General features: G+C 64.6%; 13 protein-coding genes and 1 tRNA gene. 6 read left to right on the top strand and 8 right to left on the bottom strand.

Annotated elements, in window-relative coordinates; genetic code table 11:
• Positions 1-40: 40 nt before the first annotated feature.
• A complete protein-coding gene (locus ABDB81_RS23845; RefSeq protein ID WP_346813780.1) occupies positions 41-1,024 on the bottom strand; it encodes a LysR substrate-binding domain-containing protein in 984 nt (327 codons plus the stop codon).
• Positions 1,025-1,341: 317 nt separating this feature from the next.
• Between ABDB81_RS23845 and ABDB81_RS23840 the strand changes: the two genes are divergently transcribed.
• Together ABDB81_RS23840 and ABDB81_RS23835 are read left to right on the top strand one after the other, a co-directional pair.
• Positions 1,342-2,388 carry a tripartite tricarboxylate transporter substrate binding protein gene (locus ABDB81_RS23840; RefSeq protein WP_137927143.1) on the top strand — a complete coding sequence of 349 codons (1,047 nt, stop codon included), beginning with the start codon at positions 1,342-1,344 and terminating at the stop codon, positions 2,386-2,388.
• A 109-nt stretch (positions 2,389-2,497) separates the two neighbouring features.
• Positions 2,498-4,099, top strand: a complete 1,602-nt coding sequence (locus ABDB81_RS23835) for a gamma-glutamyltransferase family protein (RefSeq protein WP_346813779.1) — start codon at positions 2,498-2,500, stop codon at positions 4,097-4,099.
• A gap of 18 nt (positions 4,100-4,117) precedes the next feature.
• On the opposite strand, the gene ABDB81_RS23830 is transcribed toward ABDB81_RS23835, so the two are convergent.
• Complete coding sequence (locus ABDB81_RS23830) at positions 4,118-4,588, bottom strand: Lrp/AsnC family transcriptional regulator (protein WP_137927145.1); 471 nt, start codon at positions 4,586-4,588, stop codon at positions 4,118-4,120.
• A gap of 155 nt (positions 4,589-4,743) precedes the next feature.
• Here ABDB81_RS23830 and ABDB81_RS23825 point away from each other — a divergent pair, with 155 nt between their 5' ends.
• Positions 4,744-5,673 carry a DMT family transporter gene (locus ABDB81_RS23825; protein ID WP_137927146.1) on the top strand — a complete coding sequence of 310 codons (930 nt, stop codon included), beginning with the start codon at positions 4,744-4,746 and terminating at the stop codon, positions 5,671-5,673.
• A gap of 9 nt (positions 5,674-5,682) precedes the next feature.
• Here the strand turns inward: ABDB81_RS23825 and ABDB81_RS23820 are convergent, their stop codons facing one another.
• A complete protein-coding gene (locus ABDB81_RS23820) occupies positions 5,683-6,153 on the bottom strand; it encodes an Lrp/AsnC family transcriptional regulator (RefSeq protein WP_137927147.1) in 471 nt (156 codons plus the stop codon).
• A 156-nt stretch (positions 6,154-6,309) separates the two neighbouring features.
• Here ABDB81_RS23820 and ABDB81_RS23815 point away from each other — a divergent pair, with 156 nt between their 5' ends.
• Positions 6,310-6,591, top strand: coding sequence for an AsnC family transcriptional regulator (locus ABDB81_RS23815; protein WP_346813778.1), 282 nt, complete (start codon positions 6,310-6,312; stop codon positions 6,589-6,591).
• 3 nt (positions 6,592-6,594) lie between these two features.
• On the opposite strand, the gene ABDB81_RS23810 is transcribed toward ABDB81_RS23815, so the two are convergent.
• Positions 6,595-7,515: a LysR family transcriptional regulator gene (locus ABDB81_RS23810; RefSeq protein ID WP_137927149.1), complete on the bottom strand. Its 921-nt coding sequence runs from the start codon at positions 7,513-7,515 to the stop codon at positions 6,595-6,597.
• Positions 7,516-7,636: 121 nt separating this feature from the next.
• Between ABDB81_RS23810 and metE the strand changes: the two genes are divergently transcribed.
• Both metE and ABDB81_RS23800 read left to right on the top strand, forming a co-directional pair.
• A complete protein-coding gene (gene metE, locus ABDB81_RS23805) occupies positions 7,637-10,021 on the top strand; it encodes a 5-methyltetrahydropteroyltriglutamate--homocysteine S-methyltransferase (RefSeq protein ID WP_346813777.1) in 2,385 nt (794 codons plus the stop codon).
• A 143-nt stretch (positions 10,022-10,164) separates the two neighbouring features.
• Positions 10,165-12,279 carry a TonB-dependent receptor gene (locus ABDB81_RS23800; RefSeq protein WP_346813776.1) on the top strand — a complete coding sequence of 705 codons (2,115 nt, stop codon included), beginning with the start codon at positions 10,165-10,167 and terminating at the stop codon, positions 12,277-12,279.
• Positions 12,280-12,296: 17 nt separating this feature from the next.
• Here ABDB81_RS23800 and ABDB81_RS23795 read toward each other — a convergent pair whose 3' ends face one another.
• The 4 genes from ABDB81_RS23795 to ABDB81_RS23780 all read right to left on the bottom strand — a co-directional run bounded on the left by ABDB81_RS23795 (position 12,297) and on the right by ABDB81_RS23780 (position 16,754).
• Positions 12,297-13,952 (bottom strand): hypothetical protein, encoded by a 1,656-nt coding sequence (locus ABDB81_RS23795; protein ID WP_346813775.1) that lies wholly within the window; start codon positions 13,950-13,952, stop codon positions 12,297-12,299.
• A 189-nt stretch (positions 13,953-14,141) separates the two neighbouring features.
• Complete coding sequence (locus ABDB81_RS23790) at positions 14,142-15,554, bottom strand: DUF1254 domain-containing protein (protein ID WP_137927153.1); 1,413 nt, start codon at positions 15,552-15,554, stop codon at positions 14,142-14,144.
• Positions 15,555-15,843: 289 nt separating this feature from the next.
• Positions 15,844-15,920, bottom strand: a tRNA-Arg gene (locus ABDB81_RS23785).
• 72 nt (positions 15,921-15,992) lie between these two features.
• On the bottom strand, positions 15,993-16,754 hold the full coding sequence (locus ABDB81_RS23780) for a hypothetical protein (protein ID WP_237380539.1): 762 nt from the start codon (positions 16,752-16,754) through the stop codon (positions 15,993-15,995).
• Between the last annotated feature and the right edge of the window lie 431 nt (positions 16,755-17,185).

Below are 17,185 nucleotides of genomic sequence, written 5' to 3'. Positions count from 1 at the left end.
CGGCTCCCGTTGTGGCCAGCACGCCCCTCGGCCATCCCTGTTACGCGAAACACCCAATCGGCGCCGCGCTGTCTGCCGTCTTCGCCATCTTCGCCATCGCGGCATCCATCTGTTCCGGCGCCGCAAGCATGCGCCACAGTTCCAGCAACGTGGCATTGGCGCTGGCGGCTGGCCGGTAGGCCCGAATTTCGAGGCTGGCCTGCCAGGAGGCATCGCCGGCATGGACCAGGGCGCCATCCGAGAGCGCCTCGGCTGCCGTCGACAACGGCAACCACGCCAGCCCGTGCCCTTCCACCGCCATTTTGAGGAGCAGCATCGCCATGTCGGATTCGTAGCAGCGAATCAGGCCCCGATGGGCGTCGCGCGCATCGAGCACCGACCCTACGACGCGGCCCAGCGTGGTATTGGGCGAATAGGCCAGGAACGGGGTGCCATGGGCATCGGCGAGATCCGCGGGATCGGGCACCGGATAGAGCGGGCGTCCGCGCGAGGTGGGCACCGAGACCGGTATCAGCGTATCGGACCCGACGGACAGGCTCAGGAACCGGTCGGCATCCAGCGAGACCGGCACGCGCGGATGGTGGTAGCCGAGCATCAAATCGCACTGCCCCTCGGCCAGCGCCACCACGGCGTCGATCACATTGGCCGCGCTGACCCGCGCATGAAAGCTGCCAAACCGCTGGCGGCAACGCGTGAGCCAATCCGGCAGGAAGGCAAGCGACAGTGTGTGTCCCGCCACGATATCGAGCGTCCGGTCCGGCAGCGTCGATTCGCGATGCAGCGTGGCGCGTGCCTCGGTGAGCAGGTCGGCCGCCTGCCGCGCTGTCTCGCAGAACGTGGCGCCGGCAGGTGTGAGCGCCAGCGGGTAGGTATTGCGGTCGACCAGCTGTGCGCCAGCCCAATCCTCCAATGCGCGGATGCGGCGCGAGAGCGCCGACTGGGTGACATACCGCAACTCGGCGGCACGAGAAAAACTGCGCGTGCGTTCCAGCACGAGCAGGTCATCAATCCATTTCAACTGCATGTTGCGCCCCGGCAATACGCTGGCCTGCGGCGGCCGGTGGCCCTGTCCGTGGCACCGTGCCCCGTGGACCCCCTATTCCGCATCCGCATGGGTCCATGGCCAATCGGCATCCAGTCCTGCACAGACCGTGCCTAGAATCGGTTCCACTTTCCCAGCAGCACGCGGTTTCGCCCCGGCGAGACCAGGCATGACCGATGTGACAGAGCTGCATGCCAGCAGCCAGCGCATCAGATGTTCCGCAACCCCTTGCCCCACCGGCGCACCGGGCCGTCCTGGTCCACGCCGCGAGGCGACGCTTTCTCGGAGTCATCCCGATCATGTTGAAGCAAGTGCATTCGATTTCCCGCACCATCCCGGCGCACCCGCGCACCATCGCGAGCCGCTGGATGGCACGGGCCGGACTGACCTCGGCCATGGTCGCCGTGGCCCTGACCGGCACGCTCGTCGCCCCGGCCGCACTGGCCGAGTATCCCGAACGGCCCATCCAGCTGGTGTTGTCGTTCCCGCCGGCCGGCGCCACTGACGTGCTGGCGCGCGCCGTGGGCCAGCGCCTGTCGCAGGTGCTCAAGCAGCCCGTCGTTGTGGAAAACCGTCCCGGTGCAGGTGGCGCGCTGGGCATGGGCTATGCAGCCAAGGCTTCGCCAGATGGCTACACGCTCTACCTCGCCGCCGTGAGCAACGCTGCCATCGCGGCTGCCACCTACTCCAGCCAGCCGGCCAACCTGGGCAAGGATTTCGTGCCGATCGCCGGTATCGGCAACGTGCCGCACATCCTCGTTGTGCCGGCCTCGTCGCCGGTCAAGACGGTGCCGGAACTGGTCAAGATGCTGAAGGCCACGCCGGGCGAGCACAACTTCGCGTCACAGGGTTCGGGCACGCTGTCTCATCTGGAGTCGGAGCTGTTCAAGCTGCGCACGGGTGTGGATGTCGTGCATGTGCCGTACAAAGGCAGTTCGTTCGCCCTGCCCGACCTGATGGCCGGCCGCTCGGCCATGATGTTCGACAGCATCCCGTCGGCGCTGCCCCATGTGAAGTCCGGCAAGCTGCGCCTGCTGGCCGTGGCCTCGGAGCAGCGCGTGAAGCTGTTGCCCGATGTGCCGACGATGGGCGAGGCGGGCGTCTCGGACTTCCGCGCCAACAACCTGTTCGGACTGGTAGCTCCGAAGGGCACGCCGCCCGCCGTGATCGACAAGCTCGCCGCGGCATCGAAGGCCGTGCTTGCCCAGCCCGAACTGGCCGAGACAATGGCCGCGCAAGGCGTGGAAATCGCCTACACACCCGCTGACAAGTTCGGCCGCATGATCCAGCAGGAAATGCGCGACTGGGCCAAGGTGGCGCAGGCGGCGCACGTCAAGGTGGACTGAGTCCGCTGAATCTGACGTCGCCCAAGATTTTTCCGATTTTCTACGTCGCACTGCAAGCCTCGACGCGGGCGGCCCTCCACAGCCGCCCGTCTTTGGCACCCTCAAGCTCATGACCAATTTCTGGGACACCCCCTACCCATCCCGCCGCATGCCGGTGCTGGCCGATAGCGTGGTCTCGACCTCGCAGCCCCTGGCAGCGGCGGCCGGCCTGCGCATGCTGGCGCGGGGCGGCAACGCCGTCGATGCGGCGTTGGCCACCGCCATTGCCCTGACCGTTGTGGAGCCCTGCATGAACGGCATTGGCGGCGATGCCTTCGCGCTGATCTGGGATGGCAAGACGCTGCATGGCCTCAATGCTTCGGGCCGCGCGCCACGCGCGTGGACGCCGGAATCGTTCTCGCGCTATAGCGCCATGCCGCCGATTGGATGGGATAGCGTGACAGTTCCCGGTGCAGTGTCCGGCTGGCGTGCCACATGGGAGCGCTTCGGCGACTTGCCGTTCGAAGATCTGTTCGCGCCGGCGATCGAATATGCGCGCAACGGCTTTATCGTTTCTCACACCGTCCATCGGCAATGGCAGGCCCAGGTGCCGGTGCTCGACGGCCAGCCGGGATTTGCCGAATCCTTCGCACCGCGTGGCCGTGCGCCATTGCCAGGCGAGCGCTTTACATGCCCCGGCCAAGCGGAAACGCTGGAGCGCATTGCCCGCTCCGGGGGTGACGATTTCTATCATGGCGAACTGGCCCGACGGATCGCCGATCATGCACGCGCCACGGGCGGCCGCCTTGACGAGGCCGATCTGGCCGCCCATCGCGCGGACTGGGTCGATCCGATCCGCATGCGTTACCGCGATCTGACGCTCTGCGAAATCGGTCCCAATGGTCAGGGCATTGGTGCGCTGATGGCGCTGGGCATGCTCGAACATTGGGATATCGCCGGCTCCGGGCGCGATAGCGCGCGTGCCATGCACCTGCAGATCGAAGCCATGAAACTGGCCTTCGCCGACCTGCACGCCTACGTGGGCGATATCGACGCGATGCGCGCACCGGGCGCCATCACGCCAGAGGCCCTGCTCGATCCAGCTTATCTGGCCGAACGTGCCAAGGCGATCCGGCCCGACCGGGCCACTTACGCAGGCGCGGGCAAGCCCCATAGCGGCGGCACCGTGTACCTGACCGCCGCTGACAAAAGCGGCATGATGGTCTCGTACATCCAGTCGAATTTCAAAGGATTCGGCTCGGGTGTGGTGGTGCCGGGCACCGGCATCGCGCTGCATAACCGGGGCTGGGGCTTTCGCCTCGAAGCCGCCCATCCGAATCAGGTGGCGCCCGGCAAGCGCCCGTTCCACACCATCATCCCGGGCTTCCTGATGCGCGGCGACGCCCCGCTGGCAGCGTTCGGCGTGATGGGTGGCTCGATGCAGGCGCAGGGCCACGTACAGATGGCCAGCCGCATCGCCGATTTCGGCCAGAATCCGCAGGCCGCCAGCGACGCACCGCGCTGGCGCGTGCTCGACGACAACATCGGCGTTTCGGTCGAAGCGCATTGCCCGGCCAGCACCATCGAAGGGTTGCGGGCGCTGGGCCATCGGGTGGAAGTGGCGCCTGCGGACAGCCTCGACTTTGGCGGCGCACAGATGGGGATGAAGTGCGAGCACGGCTACGCCGCCGCCTCGGACCATCGCAAGGACGGCTATCCGGTGGGTTTCTGAGCGTCGTCCGTCCTGCCCCTACCCCAGCGGCAACGCCGTGCTGTACAGCACCTGCTTGAGCGCGAAGCTCGAGCGGATGCTGGCCACGCCGGGAATGCGCGTGATCTGGTCGATGATCAGCCGCTCCAGCGCCTCCACATCGGGCACCACCACGCGCAGCAGGTAGTCGGCATCGCCCGACATCAGGTAGCACTCCATCACCTGCGGCAGTGCGGCGATTTTCCGCTCGAAGGTGTCGAGCGTCTCGCGCCGCTGCTTGTCGAGCGACACCGAGATAAACACCACTACCTTCAGTCCCAGGCGGCGCGCGTCGAGCAACGTCACGCGCCGCGAAATCACGCCAATTTTTTCCAGCCGCTTTACCCGCGCCAGGCATGGGGATGGCGAGAGGTTGATGCGGCTTGCCAGCTCCACATTGGTCAGGCTGCCGTCACGCTGCAGTTCGCCCAGGATTCGTATATCGGTGGCGTCGAGATCGATGTCCAGCATGTTATTCGCCCAAGGAGTTTATCGGCAGCATTCTATGCTGAATCGAGCCGATCACGCAGTGTGATCCGGACAATGCTGCGGCGCAATGAAACGTAGACTTTCAGCCATGGAGCCGGTTGCTCACAAACCCCTCGCCGGCCACGTCTATCGTCACCATGTCTGCCTCCTCGCTCGCCTCATCCTCCGCGAAGTCCTCTTTTCGATCATTCCTGCCGCTGATCGGCGCCGTCATCATCTGGGGCGGCAACTGGCCTGTCATGAAGCTGGGGCTGGCGCATGTGAGCCCGCTGTGGTTCGCGGCGTTGCGATTCGGTTCGGCCGCGCTGATCAGCCTGGCCGTGTTGGGATTGATGCGACGCCTGCGCCTGCCCACTCGCGACGAATGGCCGTTGGTGATCAGCGTGGGCTTGCTGCAGATGGGGGCCTTTACCGCGCTGGCGCTCTGGGCGCTGCAATACGTGCCGCCCGGTCGCGCATCGGTGGTGGCCTACGCCACAGCCATCTGGGTGATTCCGCTGTCGTCGCTGGTGTTGGGCGAGCGTCCGTCGCGCTGGCAATGGCTGGCAACCGCGTTCAGCTATGCAGGCATCGGCGTCATCGTCGCCCCCGCGCTGGGCGGCTGGGAGATGCACACGGTGATGGGTCTCGGTATGTTGCTTGGCGCCTCGCTGGCATGGTCGATCAGCATCATTCACCTGCGCGGCAATCGGCATGTGCGACTCGGCGCGGACATGATTCCGTGGGAGTGCGCTGTGGCAACCGCGCCGCTGCTGGCCCTCGCGCTGCTGCGCGATGGCGCTCCCGATGTGGGTGCGATGGTCGATATCTGGCCGGTCATCGCCTATACCGGACCTTTGGCTACGGCGCTGACGTTTATCGTCGTGCTCAACGTCACGCAAAGCCTGCCGCCCGCTGCCACCTCGATTGCGATGCTCGGCGTGCCGGTGCTCGGCCTGGTGCTGTCGGCCGTTGCATGGCACGAAAAGATCTCGGCGGATCTCTCGATTGGCCTGGCCCTGATCGGCCTCGGGGTGGTCACTACCGCGCTGGCGCCCCGGCTCGCGCGTCTGTCCGCAAAGGCTTGAGCCAGTCGTTCAAGGTTCCACCGACGGCTCGCGCTTGAGCGTGCGCAGCACGAATGTCGAGTGGCTGTGCCGCAGGCCCGGCAACTTGTAGAGCTTGTGGCGCAGGAACTCCTCGTACCCTTCCGTCCCCGCCACGGCCACCTTGATCAGATAGTCGTACTCGCCCGTGAGCAGATGGGCTTCGATCACCTCGGGCAGTTGCGCCAGTGCCTCGCCAAACTTGTGGAGCATGTCATCGTCGTGCCGGTCCAGCGTCACCTCGATCAGCACGGTATCGGGCAGGCCCAGCGCCTTCTGGTTCAACAGCGCGGCGTAGCCGCTGATCACCCCCGCATCTTCCAGCGCCTTGACGCGGTTCCAGCACGGCGTGGCAGACAGCCCAACACGCTCTGCCAGCTTCGCATTGGAGAGGCGCCCATCGCGGCGAAGTTCACGCAGGATGCGGCGGTCGGTGTCGTCGAGTTTCGGCAGATTGGTCACGATTTTCTCTGGAGAATGAAGATTTATCCAGAAATTTACACCAATACAGAGATTCATTCTCCAATCAGACGATATTCGGAGAATATTCAGAAGCCCATTCTTGCGCTTCGCTGGTAAATTTACCGGACGTTCTACTCATCACTTCCGGACCCGGCCATGTCGCTCCCTTCGCTCCAGCTTGCCCTCCAACTCGACCGCGCCGATGTGTTCGGCAGCCTGGAATGGGTGCTCGCCAACGCGCGCCGCACGGGCCTGTCCTTGCAGGCGATGGAATTCGACGCCAGCCGCGCCAACGCCGTCCGGCTGGTCTGCGAAGCGCCAATGGTCGAACTGCTGGAACTGTTCGTGCGGCGGGTGGCGCATGGCGTGGATCTGGAGATCGTCGATGCGGAGTTTTTCGATGCCGTGGAAGACCAGCCTGCCGCCCTCGCGGCCTGACGCTCAGGCTTCCGCCAGAAGCTCGATGCCATCGAGTTCCGCCGCGCAGGTGTCACGCACGATCGTGACGAAATCCCGCACGTAGGGCCGATCGGCCATCGGCGTCGGCACCATCGCGTACAACTCGCTCCATAGTCCCTTGGCGCCGATCCGCTTGGCCAGCACGTAATCGTGATCGACGTAGTTGCGGACGCCCCAGTTCGGTAGCGCCGCCACGCCACGTCGGCTGGCCACCAGTTGCAGCACGGCCACCGTCAGTTCAGCAGTGCGCCGCTCCAGACGAATGCCTGCTGGCTCCAGCACCTCGCGAATCAGGTCGATGCGCTGCTCTGGCACCGGATAGGTAATCAGCGTCTCGCCGGCCAAGTCGCTGGCCTCCAGCCGCCGCTTGTTGCGCAGACGGTGCTCATTGGCGATGACTGCAAGGATCTCGAAGCGGAACAGCGGCGACACATGCAGGCCGCGCCGCGCTGGCGGCTTCGATCCGATCACCATGTCGGCCTTGCCCTGCGCGATCAGACCCAGCGGATCGGCATGGAAGCCGGCCACCAGATCGATCTCCACCTCGGGCCAGCGACGACGGAACTCGTCCATGACCGGCATCAGCCAGTCGAAGCAGGTATGGCATTCAAGCACCACGCGCAGTTCTCCGCGTGTATCCCCTTTCAAACGTTCCAGATCACGCTCGGCGGCGCTGATCGCGGCCAGCGCCTCGCGCGCCAGCGCCAGCAATCGCTCGCCGGCCGGCGTAAAGCGCAAACCCTGGCGCGTGCGGTCGAACAGCGCCATGTCGTAGTGCGATTCGATGGCCTTGATCTGATGGGACAGCGCCGACTGGCTGACGTGAACACGTTCGGCGGCGGTCGCCAACTTGCCGGATTCGGCGATGGCAACCAGCGAACGGAAATGGCGGACTTCGATCATGAGCCGGAACGCTGCAACGCAGTGAGTTGAATGAAATTCATACAATGTTTAAAACATGTCGCTTGATTCATTCTAGCCGCGAACGGACACTGGCCGCCACTCGAACTTACGGAGCACCGGCATGGCACAGACCCACATCCTCGGCTTTCCGCGCATCGGCGCGCGCCGCGAACTGAAATTCGCGCAGGAAGCGTTCTGGCGCGGCGAAACCTCTGAAGCCGCGCTGCGCGAAACCGGCGCCGACCTGCGCCGCCGCCACTGGCAACTGCAGACGGCGGCCAGGCTGTCGACCGTGGCCGCTGGCGACTTCGCCTGGTACGACCAGATGCTTGGCCTGACCACGCTGCTAGGCGCCCTGCCCCGACGCTTCGGCTTCGATGCCGAAACCCTGACGCTGGCGCAGTACTACGAACTGGCGCGCGGCAATGCTGCCCAGCCGGCCATGGAAATGACCAAGTGGTTCGATACGAACTACCACTACATCGTCCCCGAACTTGATGCGGAGAGCACCTTCGACGGCGGCGCCAATTGGTACTTCGATGAAATCGAAGAGGCGCTGGCGCAAGGGCTTTCACCGCGTCCGGTACTGGTGGGTCCCGTGACTTACCTGTGGCTATCGAAGTCCCATGTGGCCGGTTTCGACCGTCTGAGCCTGCTGCCCAAGGTGGTGAGCGCCTATCAGCGCATCCTGTCGAAACTGCGCGCCCGGGGCATTGAATGGGTGCAGATCGACGAGCCCGCACTGTGCCTGGACCTGCCGCCGCAATGGCTCGACGCCTTCGATCATGCCTACCCGGCTCTGGCCGACAGTGGCGTGAAGCTGCTGCTGGCCACTTACTTTGACACCGCCGCGCCGCACGCCGCCCGCGCCGCCGCGCTGCCCGTGCACGGCTTTCATATCGATCTGGTGCGCGCCCCGCAGCAACTGGCAGACTGGCTCAAGGTGCTGCCCAAGACCGCCGTGCTCTCCGCCGGCGTGATCGATGGCCGCAATATCTGGCGCGCCGACCTGCGCCGCCTGCTGGAGACACTGCAGCCCTTGCACGCCCAGCTCGGCAACCGCCTGTGGCTCGCCCCGTCGTGCTCGCTGCTGCATGTGCCGGTCTCGCTCGATGCCGAATCCCGCCTCGATCCCGAACTGAAATCGTGGCTGGCCTTCGCCACCGAGAAGCTCGATGAAATCTGCACACTTGCCACGGCATTGAATGAAGGCGAAGCGGCAGTGGCCGCCAGGCTGGACGCCTCGGACGCCGCTCAGGAAGCGCGCCGCACCTCGCGCCGCGTGGTAAACCAGCAGGTGCAGAAGCGCCTGGCCGCCGTGCAGCCCGCCATGGCCGAGCGCCAGAGCGCCTTCGACATCCGCATCGCGCGGCAACGCGACACGCTCAAGCTGCCTGCGTTGCCCACCACCACGATTGGCTCGTTCCCGCAGACCGCCGCCATCCGCCAGACGCGTGCCGCCTACAAGCGCGGCGATATCGGCGCGCTGGAGTACCTGGAGCGCATCCGTGGCGAGATCGAACTGGCTGTGCGCAAGCAGGAAGAACTGGGGCTGGACGTACTGGTGCATGGCGAGGCCGAGCGCAACGACATGGTCGAGTACTTCGGCGAACAGCTTTGTGGCTATGCCTTCACGGAGAACGGCTGGGTGCAGAGCTACGGCTCGCGCTGCGTGAAACCGCCCGTGATCTACGGCGATGTCTATCGTCCCGACCCGATCACCGTGGACACGGCGCGTTATGCGCAATCGCTGACCACCCGGCCGATGAAGGGCATGCTGACCGGCCCGGTGACGATGCTGCAGTGGTCATTCGTGCGCGACGATCAGCCGCGCGCCGAGACCACCCGCCAGCTTGCCTTGGCGATCCGCGACGAAGTGGTGGATCTGGAAGCCGCGGGCATCCGCGTGATCCAGATCGACGAACCGGCCCTGCGCGAAGGCTTGCCGCTGCGCCGTGAAGATTGGGCGGCGTATCTCGACTGGGCGGTCAACGCGTTCCGGATCTCCGCGGCTGGCGTACGCGACGAGACCCAGATCCATACCCATATGTGCTATGCCGAATTCAACGACATCCTGCCGGCCATCGCCGCCATGGATGCTGACGTCATCACCATCGAGACTTCCCGCTCCGCCATGGAACTGCTCGAAGGCTTTGGCGACTTCGACTATCCGAACGAGATCGGACCGGGCGTCTACGACATTCACTCGCCACGTGTGCCATCGGTGGAAGCCATGACGCGCCTGCTCGAACGGGCCTGCGAGGTGATTCCGCCCGAACGTCTCTGGGTCAACCCGGACTGCGGTCTCAAGACGCGCGGCTGGCCCGAGACCGAAGCCGCGCTGGCCAACATGGTGAGCGCCGCCCGCCAGTTGCGCACCAGGCTTGGTGGTGAGGCGTCGATCGCGTGGAAGCGTGTCACGCGGCCGGCGCGCCCTGCACCGGTGGCCGCACATGTGCATGGTGCGGCATGCGGTGCCGAGTGCGTGGGCCAGGCGGCAGTCTGAAAACGCCTGAGCTTATGTGGTGATCCGATCCGCTGCGGCGCTGTGCCACATGGCGCCGCAGTGGGCCGCTTCGTATGCTTCCGGTCGAGCCCAACAAGAACATAGAGGCGTGCCGAGGTTGACCCGGTGCAGCCTTCGACCCGATGAAACGACCCACCCCATGGCGCCGCGCGGCGGCGCTACCCGTTGCTGCGCTGTCCGGCGCGGCACTGGCACAAGGCGCCGTCGGCGCCGCAGGCAGCACGCCTGACGAGGCCAGAATCCCGACACTTCCTACCGTCACCGCCACGGCACCCGCCTCCGGTTCGCTGACCGTCCCCGGCGTGGCCCAGCAGCGCGAATCGCTGTTCCAGTCCGCTGGCTCGGTCGGATTTGTCGATGCGGCCACCTATGCCAACACCTACGCCTTCGATCTGCGCGACGTGCTCAAGAACGCGCCCGGCGTCTATGTGCAGGAGCGCTACGGCCAGGAATTGCGGCTCTCGGTCCGCGGATCGGGCATTGCGCGCGGCTTCCACACGCGCGGCATCGAGATCCTGCAGGACGGTGTGCCCACGAACTTTGCCGATGGCAGCGGGGATTTCTATCAGGTCGATCCGCTCGCACTGTCGGCCGCAGAGGTCTACAAGGGTGGCAACGGTCTGGCCTACGGCAGCACCACGCTGGGCGGCGCGATGAACTTCACCACGCCCACGGCGCTCACCGTGGAATCGCCAAACATGGTGCGTATCGATGGCGGCAGCTTCGGCACGATCCGTGGCAGCGGACAGGTGGCACGCCAGATTGGCAACTGGGATTTTCTGGTCAATGCCACGGTCAGCCACTCGGAGGGCTGGCGCAACCACGAGCGCGGCCAGTACGAGCAGATTAACGCCAATGTGGGCTATCGCTTCACGCCGGCTGTGGAAACGCGCTTCTACTTCGGCGCGTATATCGTGGATCAGTTGCTGCCCGGCGCGCTGACGCTGAACCAGGCACTGAACACGCCGCGCATGGCCTCGGCCAGTGCGCTGGCTGGCGATCAGGCGCGCAACACGCGCACCGAGCGGCTGGCCAATGTCACGAGCGTCAAGCTCGATAACGGCCAGATCGATTTCACGACGTGGGCCATCCACAAGAGCCTGTACCACCCGATCTTCCAGGTCATCGACCAGGATTACTGGACCTACGGATTCGCGCCGCGCTACACAGGGCAGTTCACCGTGGGCGGCATGCGCAACCAGTTGATTGCCGGCGCACGCTTCTTCGGCGGCAACAACGATGCGCGCCAGTACGTCAACGTCAACGGCAATCGCGGTGCGCAAACGCTCAACGCCGCGCAGGATGCCTACAACTACGAGGCATATCTCGAAGACCGTCTCTACGTGCTGCCCACCGTGGCGCTGATGGCTGGCGCCAAGGCGTATCGTAACCGTCGCGAATACACGGACTACGGCGGCTTGCCGACCAATCCCACGGCGAAGGCCGATGCCACGACCTATAGCGGCGTGAATCCGAAGTTCGGCGTGCTGTGGGAACCGAAGCCCGATGTGCAGGCGTTCATCGACATCACGCGCAGCGCGGATGTGCCCGACTTCTCGGATCTGAACCAGACCATCGGCACCACGCAGCGCTTCGTCCCGCTATCGGCCCAGCATGGCTGGACGCTCGAAGTGGGCACGCGCGGCAAGACCGATCGCTTCGGGTGGGACATCACGGCCTATCGCTCGCTGCTGCGCGACCAGTTGCTGCAATACACGGTCAATGCCGATATCCCGGCCTCGACGTTCAATGCCAACAAGACCGTGCTGCAAGGCGTGGAGTTTGGGGCCAGCGCCGATGTGTTGCGAGACCTGTTCGGCAAGGGCGACAAGGTCACCGTATCGCAACTGTGGAACTACAGCGATTTCCGCTTCGACAACGATCCGGTCTACGGCAACAATCGCATCGCCGGTGTGCCGCAACATGTGCTTCGCACCACGCTGGCCTACAGCCGCAACACACGGCTGCGCGTGGCAGGCACCATCGACTGGGTGCCGACCGGCGCCTATGTGGACTATGCCAACACGCTGAAGACACCGGCCTACGTGCTGTTTGGCATCGAGGCCAGCTACGAATTCGAGCGTGGCGTGACGCTGTTCCTCGATGCGCGCAACCTGACCGACAAGCGCTACATCAGCGATTTCAGCACCGTGACCGATGCGCGGACGGCCAATACCGCCGTGTTCTATCCCGGCACAGGACGCGCGTTCTATGCCGGGATGAAGTACCGCTTCTGAGGTGCAGCGGGTCGGGGTCAGACCTTGCCGTCGTGGATGATCACGGACAACGTGGTGCGCGGCGGCACGACAACGTTCTCGATGAAGGTGCCCGTCACATTGCGTCGAACCATCGGCAAGACCGAGTGGGCCGGCAGCGTGGCGCCGGGCGTCGGCAGCTTGCGCTCCGCGGCGAGCGTCTGCAAATCGATTGCAGGCAACGCGTAGCCGGTTTCCGTACGCGCCGGATAGCCATAACCGGAAGGTGCATTCTCGGCCGGTATCAGCGCTCCAACCGATGCAGCCCAGCGCCGCAGTTCCGGCACGGTGCCCGATTGCGGACGCACCGAGCGGATGGCTGCGTCGAGCATGTCCGTGGAAGACTTGTTCGTACTGTCGTTCAGCAGATTCCGGAAGAAATCGATACCGAACTGGCGGTTCAGGTAGCCGCCCCACGCGCCCCAGACCCCATAGCCGTCGCAGGCTTCGCGGTCTTCCGGCCACTGGAACACCGGGCAGGCATAGAGCGGCGTGCGGGTGTATTGCGGCAGGCGGGTGTCCGCGATCTCGTTGTAGGTCGCCAGCAACCGGCCGCTCATGAAGTCTTCCACCATGACCGCCGTGCCTTCATCGAGCCAGGTTTCCATGACATGGTCCGGCCCCAGCCGCACGCCCCTACGATAGAAGTTCTGCATGTGGATCGATTCATGCGCCAACGTCAGCAGCGCCGTGCCGATGCCGCCCCCGTCTTCGGCGTACATGATCGATGTATCGATGAACAACACCACCGCCTGATTGCTGCTCAGCGTATCCGCTTCAGACGGATTTCGCGTGAACGCGTTGTTGGCGGAGAAGAATCCCGCCAAGCCCGTCTCGTCCATTTTCATGAAGACGATATTGACCGCCTGCCCGGTGCCGCCAATCAGTTCGGGCAGGTTGTGGGCGCCCCACAGCGGACCGCCTACTCCGATCAGGAAGTCATAAATGCCGTCTGCAACGGTGTACTGCGTGGATAGCGTGTCGAGCATCTCTCCTGTGACTTTCTCCGCATCGGACTCACTGTCCTCCAGCCAGAAGTTCACCGTGACGCCGTCGCTTGTCGTCGATTGCCGCATCAAAGTGGTGTCGCGTGGCGTGTCGGTCTTGCCGTCGTGCCACTGACGCGAATCGCCAGGCTGGGCGGCTGGCGTTGGCTCGGGCAGATCGCCCCCGTCCCGCGCCGTCGGCGGCACCTCGCCACGCAATGCGCGAAGTTTCTCGATGCGTTGCACCCAGCCGGACTGATTGAAGGCGCGGACCTGATCGCCAAACGATGGTGACACTTCCCGCTGTTCCGCTGCCTGCGGACGACTCCGTGTCGTATCGCCTTGCGCAGTCATCGGCATGAGCTGTGCGTCGCCGCTGTCATTGGAAAACACCAGCGATACGTTCTGCCCTTTTAAATTGCGGAGCGAGACTGGAATTGAGACTGGCTGGTCTGTCTCGTTGGAATAGGCCCACACGCCCGTGCCCTGCCCGCTGTACTGCGTGGGCGAGACCGCACTGCAACCGGAGCACGCCGGTTCGATTGTGGCAACGGGTGCGATAGGTGTATCCGGCTTGCCAGTGCCGGGCGAAGGATTGGACGATGGGCAGCCGGCCACCAGCAGTACAACGGCCAGCAACGCGCCCGATCTGAAATGATGTGACGTCATGAAGAAACTCCTGTCCGATAACGAGGCACGTGGCCTCTCGGTCAGGATGCTTCCGAGGGAACGTCCGAATATTGACGCCGTGCAATGCGATCACGGCATTCGTAAAACGGCGAGAAATCCGTCCGGCAAAGACAAAGCCCCTCCGCTGTGGGAGGGGCCTTGTCGACACGGCGACGACTACAACACGAATCAGTTCACGCGCTGCACGGGCGGCGGCATCCACTTGCCGTCGAGCAGCACCTGATCGGGCCAGTAGGCGCGCATCATCAGGTTGAAGCCGTCGGGTGGCGCCGGCAACCAGTTGGCCATCTGGTTCGGGGCCGGCCGTTCGTACTGGATGTAGATGTCCAGCGAACCATCGCGGTTGTAGCGCAGGCGGTCGCGGCTGCCGATGGCGTAGCGCTGCAGTTCGTTGCCGACGAATGCCTGCTTGTCGTTGTACATCGTCAGCGACCAGAACGCCTTCACAGGCGGCAACTGGCCTTTCTCGAAGTGCATGACGTAGCGGGCGCCACCATCGAACGGACGGCCCGTGGCGTCGGCACGGGCCGTCGGGTAGATCGCGTCCTCGGGCAGGTTGGCGCCGAGCCCGAACATCGCCACGGCCGCGCGCCGCGCATAGTCCATGCCATAGGCCCCCATATCGCGCGACACGCGCCAGCCCGAACCGCCTGCGGCGCTCTTGCGCGCGTTGGCCGTCACGGTGGCCAGGGCCGCTGTGGCACCTTCCTGCACGGCACGCGCGGTCGACGGTTCCAGCACGGTGGTCTTGAAGGGCTCGCCGGGACGGATACCCATGCGCAGCATCTTCTCCACCATGGCGTCATCGTCCGGGGACGGCGGATTGTCCTGCAGCAGAGAGGCCAGGCGGCTGAAATATGCCTGCGCGTCCATGGCGGCCACCTGCTCGACCGGCGGCGTTTCCGTATCCACCAGCGTCGCGCGGGGCGTGGCCGGCGGCAGGCTGCGTGTGCCCTTGCGCCAGGCGGACAGCGGCACCAGCCGGAACTGGTCCTGCAGGCGATGGACGTTGCCGTAATCGGCCTTGCCGTTGGTCTGAATCCGGCCGATCAGCCACACCATGTCCGTGGGCGAGCGGATTTCCTGCACGCCCTTCGGCAACGTGCCCTGCCAGTCAGGCCCGACGATCGCGAACGCGCCGCGCTTGGTGCCGGTGGTGCGCTTGCCCGGTGAGGCGAACACGTTGGTCCAGGCATCGAGCATCTGCATGACGTAATAGCGTCCGGCGGTATCGGGCACCGACATGACGACGGGCTCCTTCGACACATCCAGCCAGGCCGTGGAGTACAGCGTATCGGCATTCGGACTCACCACGTCCGCAAACGAAGCATCCGGAAAGACACGCTTGTGCGTGAACGTGTTCACCGGCACCCGCGCTGTCATCACCTCTCGCGTGACATCCATCAGGACGAGCGGATACGCGAAGGTGAAGACCTCGGCCGACAGCGATTTCATCGCCTGATCGGAAGGTGGCTGTTCGGCTGCTGGCGCCTTGACTACCGGCTCGGGTGCGGATGCGCAGGCGGACAGCAAGACGGCAAGCGCGACCACGCTTGCCAGTTGGCGGATTGATCGGTTCATGACCCCGTTTCCCTTTGGAGTGGCGGCCTTCCGAAATAACGTGTCACAACGACTGGGGGCGCGTGAGTTGCTCCGGAGGCGCATCTATTCCGGACGAATGATGGGCTGGGGGTTGTCCACTGTCAATGACCCCGACGATCGGTTCGGGGGGAAAGCGAACACTATGGTAGGAACGGAGGCGGAGGCTGCGAGGACCTGTGTCGAAAACAGCACGTTGAGGACGGGTCGGGCAGAAATCCGGCAAAGAAAAAGGGCTTCCGTTTCCGGAAGCCCTTCCTCACTGCATAGGTGGCGCGGCTGGCAGGATTCGAACCCACGACCCCTTGGTTCGTAGCCAAGTACTCTATCCAACTGAGCTACAGCCGCACGCGAGGCCCGAATTATATAGAAACTGATTCGGCGCGCAAGTGTTTTTTGCACGCCATCTTTTTCAAGCCGCTACCAGCGGTATCGTGCCCCCACCGTCCCCCCGGCATTGCGTCCTGCCCGCGCCTTGACCCACACCTTCAGTCCTGTGTTCGACCGGCTTTGCGCGCCCACATTGAACGAGAGCAGTCCGCGCAGCAGGTCGGTGTCGATACGCGTGCCGTTGATGTTGATGGTGCGCGCACGGTTATCCTGCCACCAGTCGGCTTCGACATAGGGATAGACACCGCTCACCCGCGTGGGCCGGGAGTTGTAGAGCCGCACCGCCAGGCCCGTGGCACTGCTCTCGCCGGGGGGCGCGTCCCAGTTGCCGGGAACCGGCGACAACCCAGGACGATAGGCCATCTCCACGCGCGGTTGCAGGGTCAGCCCGCTGCGCGACAGCGGCGCGTCAAATGCCAGCGCCATGCTGCGCACACGGCTGTCCACGAAATTGGAACCTGTCGAGTTGTCGTCGATATGCAGCGCCGCATCACGCGGCCCGCTGCGAAAACGCTCCACGACGCGATCGATCGATGCCAGGTTGATCGTTACCGTCTCCACATCGACCGATACCTGTCCTTCAGGCATGCGCGAGGCATGCACGGGAATCGGCAGATCCGGCTCGTCGTTCTCTACCACCATGCGGGGCGGAACCAGGGACAGCGTCACGTCCTGGACTGGAGTTGGCAAGGGCGCGGGTGATGCGGCCTCTTCGATCTGCGGCGGCGCCTCGCCGAACGGCGGCGCTTCGGCAAACGCCCGGGCATGCTCGACCGCGCAGGCCAGCAACATGAACGCAACGCACAGGGGAAGACCAGGATGATACGAAGGATGCGCAGGCACACAGCACCCCCGCCCGGACTCACGCCCGGTGCTCTCCTCTCTTCCGCACATCAACAGTACGGACATGATGACCACCCTTGCCGAGCGTTGTGTGAACCATGCCCGGTCAGCTTGAGCATAGGTCAAAGGCTTGCGGATCGTTAGCTGCGAATGTGGGATCGGCCGCCGGACAGAGGGATGAGAAACGGGTTGCTGTGGGGTTAATGCGGAGAGGCTTTTGGTGGTCCGACTGCTGCCGGTGTGCTCCCCTCTCCCGCGAAGTGGGAGAGGGGTTGGGGGAGAGGGCTGGCGAGTCTGCTTGCCGACCGCGTCACGATTTGCACCGCTGGCCCTCACCCCTGTAGTGGTCAAGTAATCTTGGACACTTTTTCAGGCAGACC

This window comes from Cupriavidus sp. DL-D2, from assembly GCF_039710735.1.
Classification (GTDB): Bacteria; Pseudomonadota; Gammaproteobacteria; order Burkholderiales; family Burkholderiaceae; genus Cupriavidus.
The sequence above is the reverse complement of the archived record's forward strand: the minus strand, read 5'-3'. Positions and strand labels throughout refer to the sequence as shown.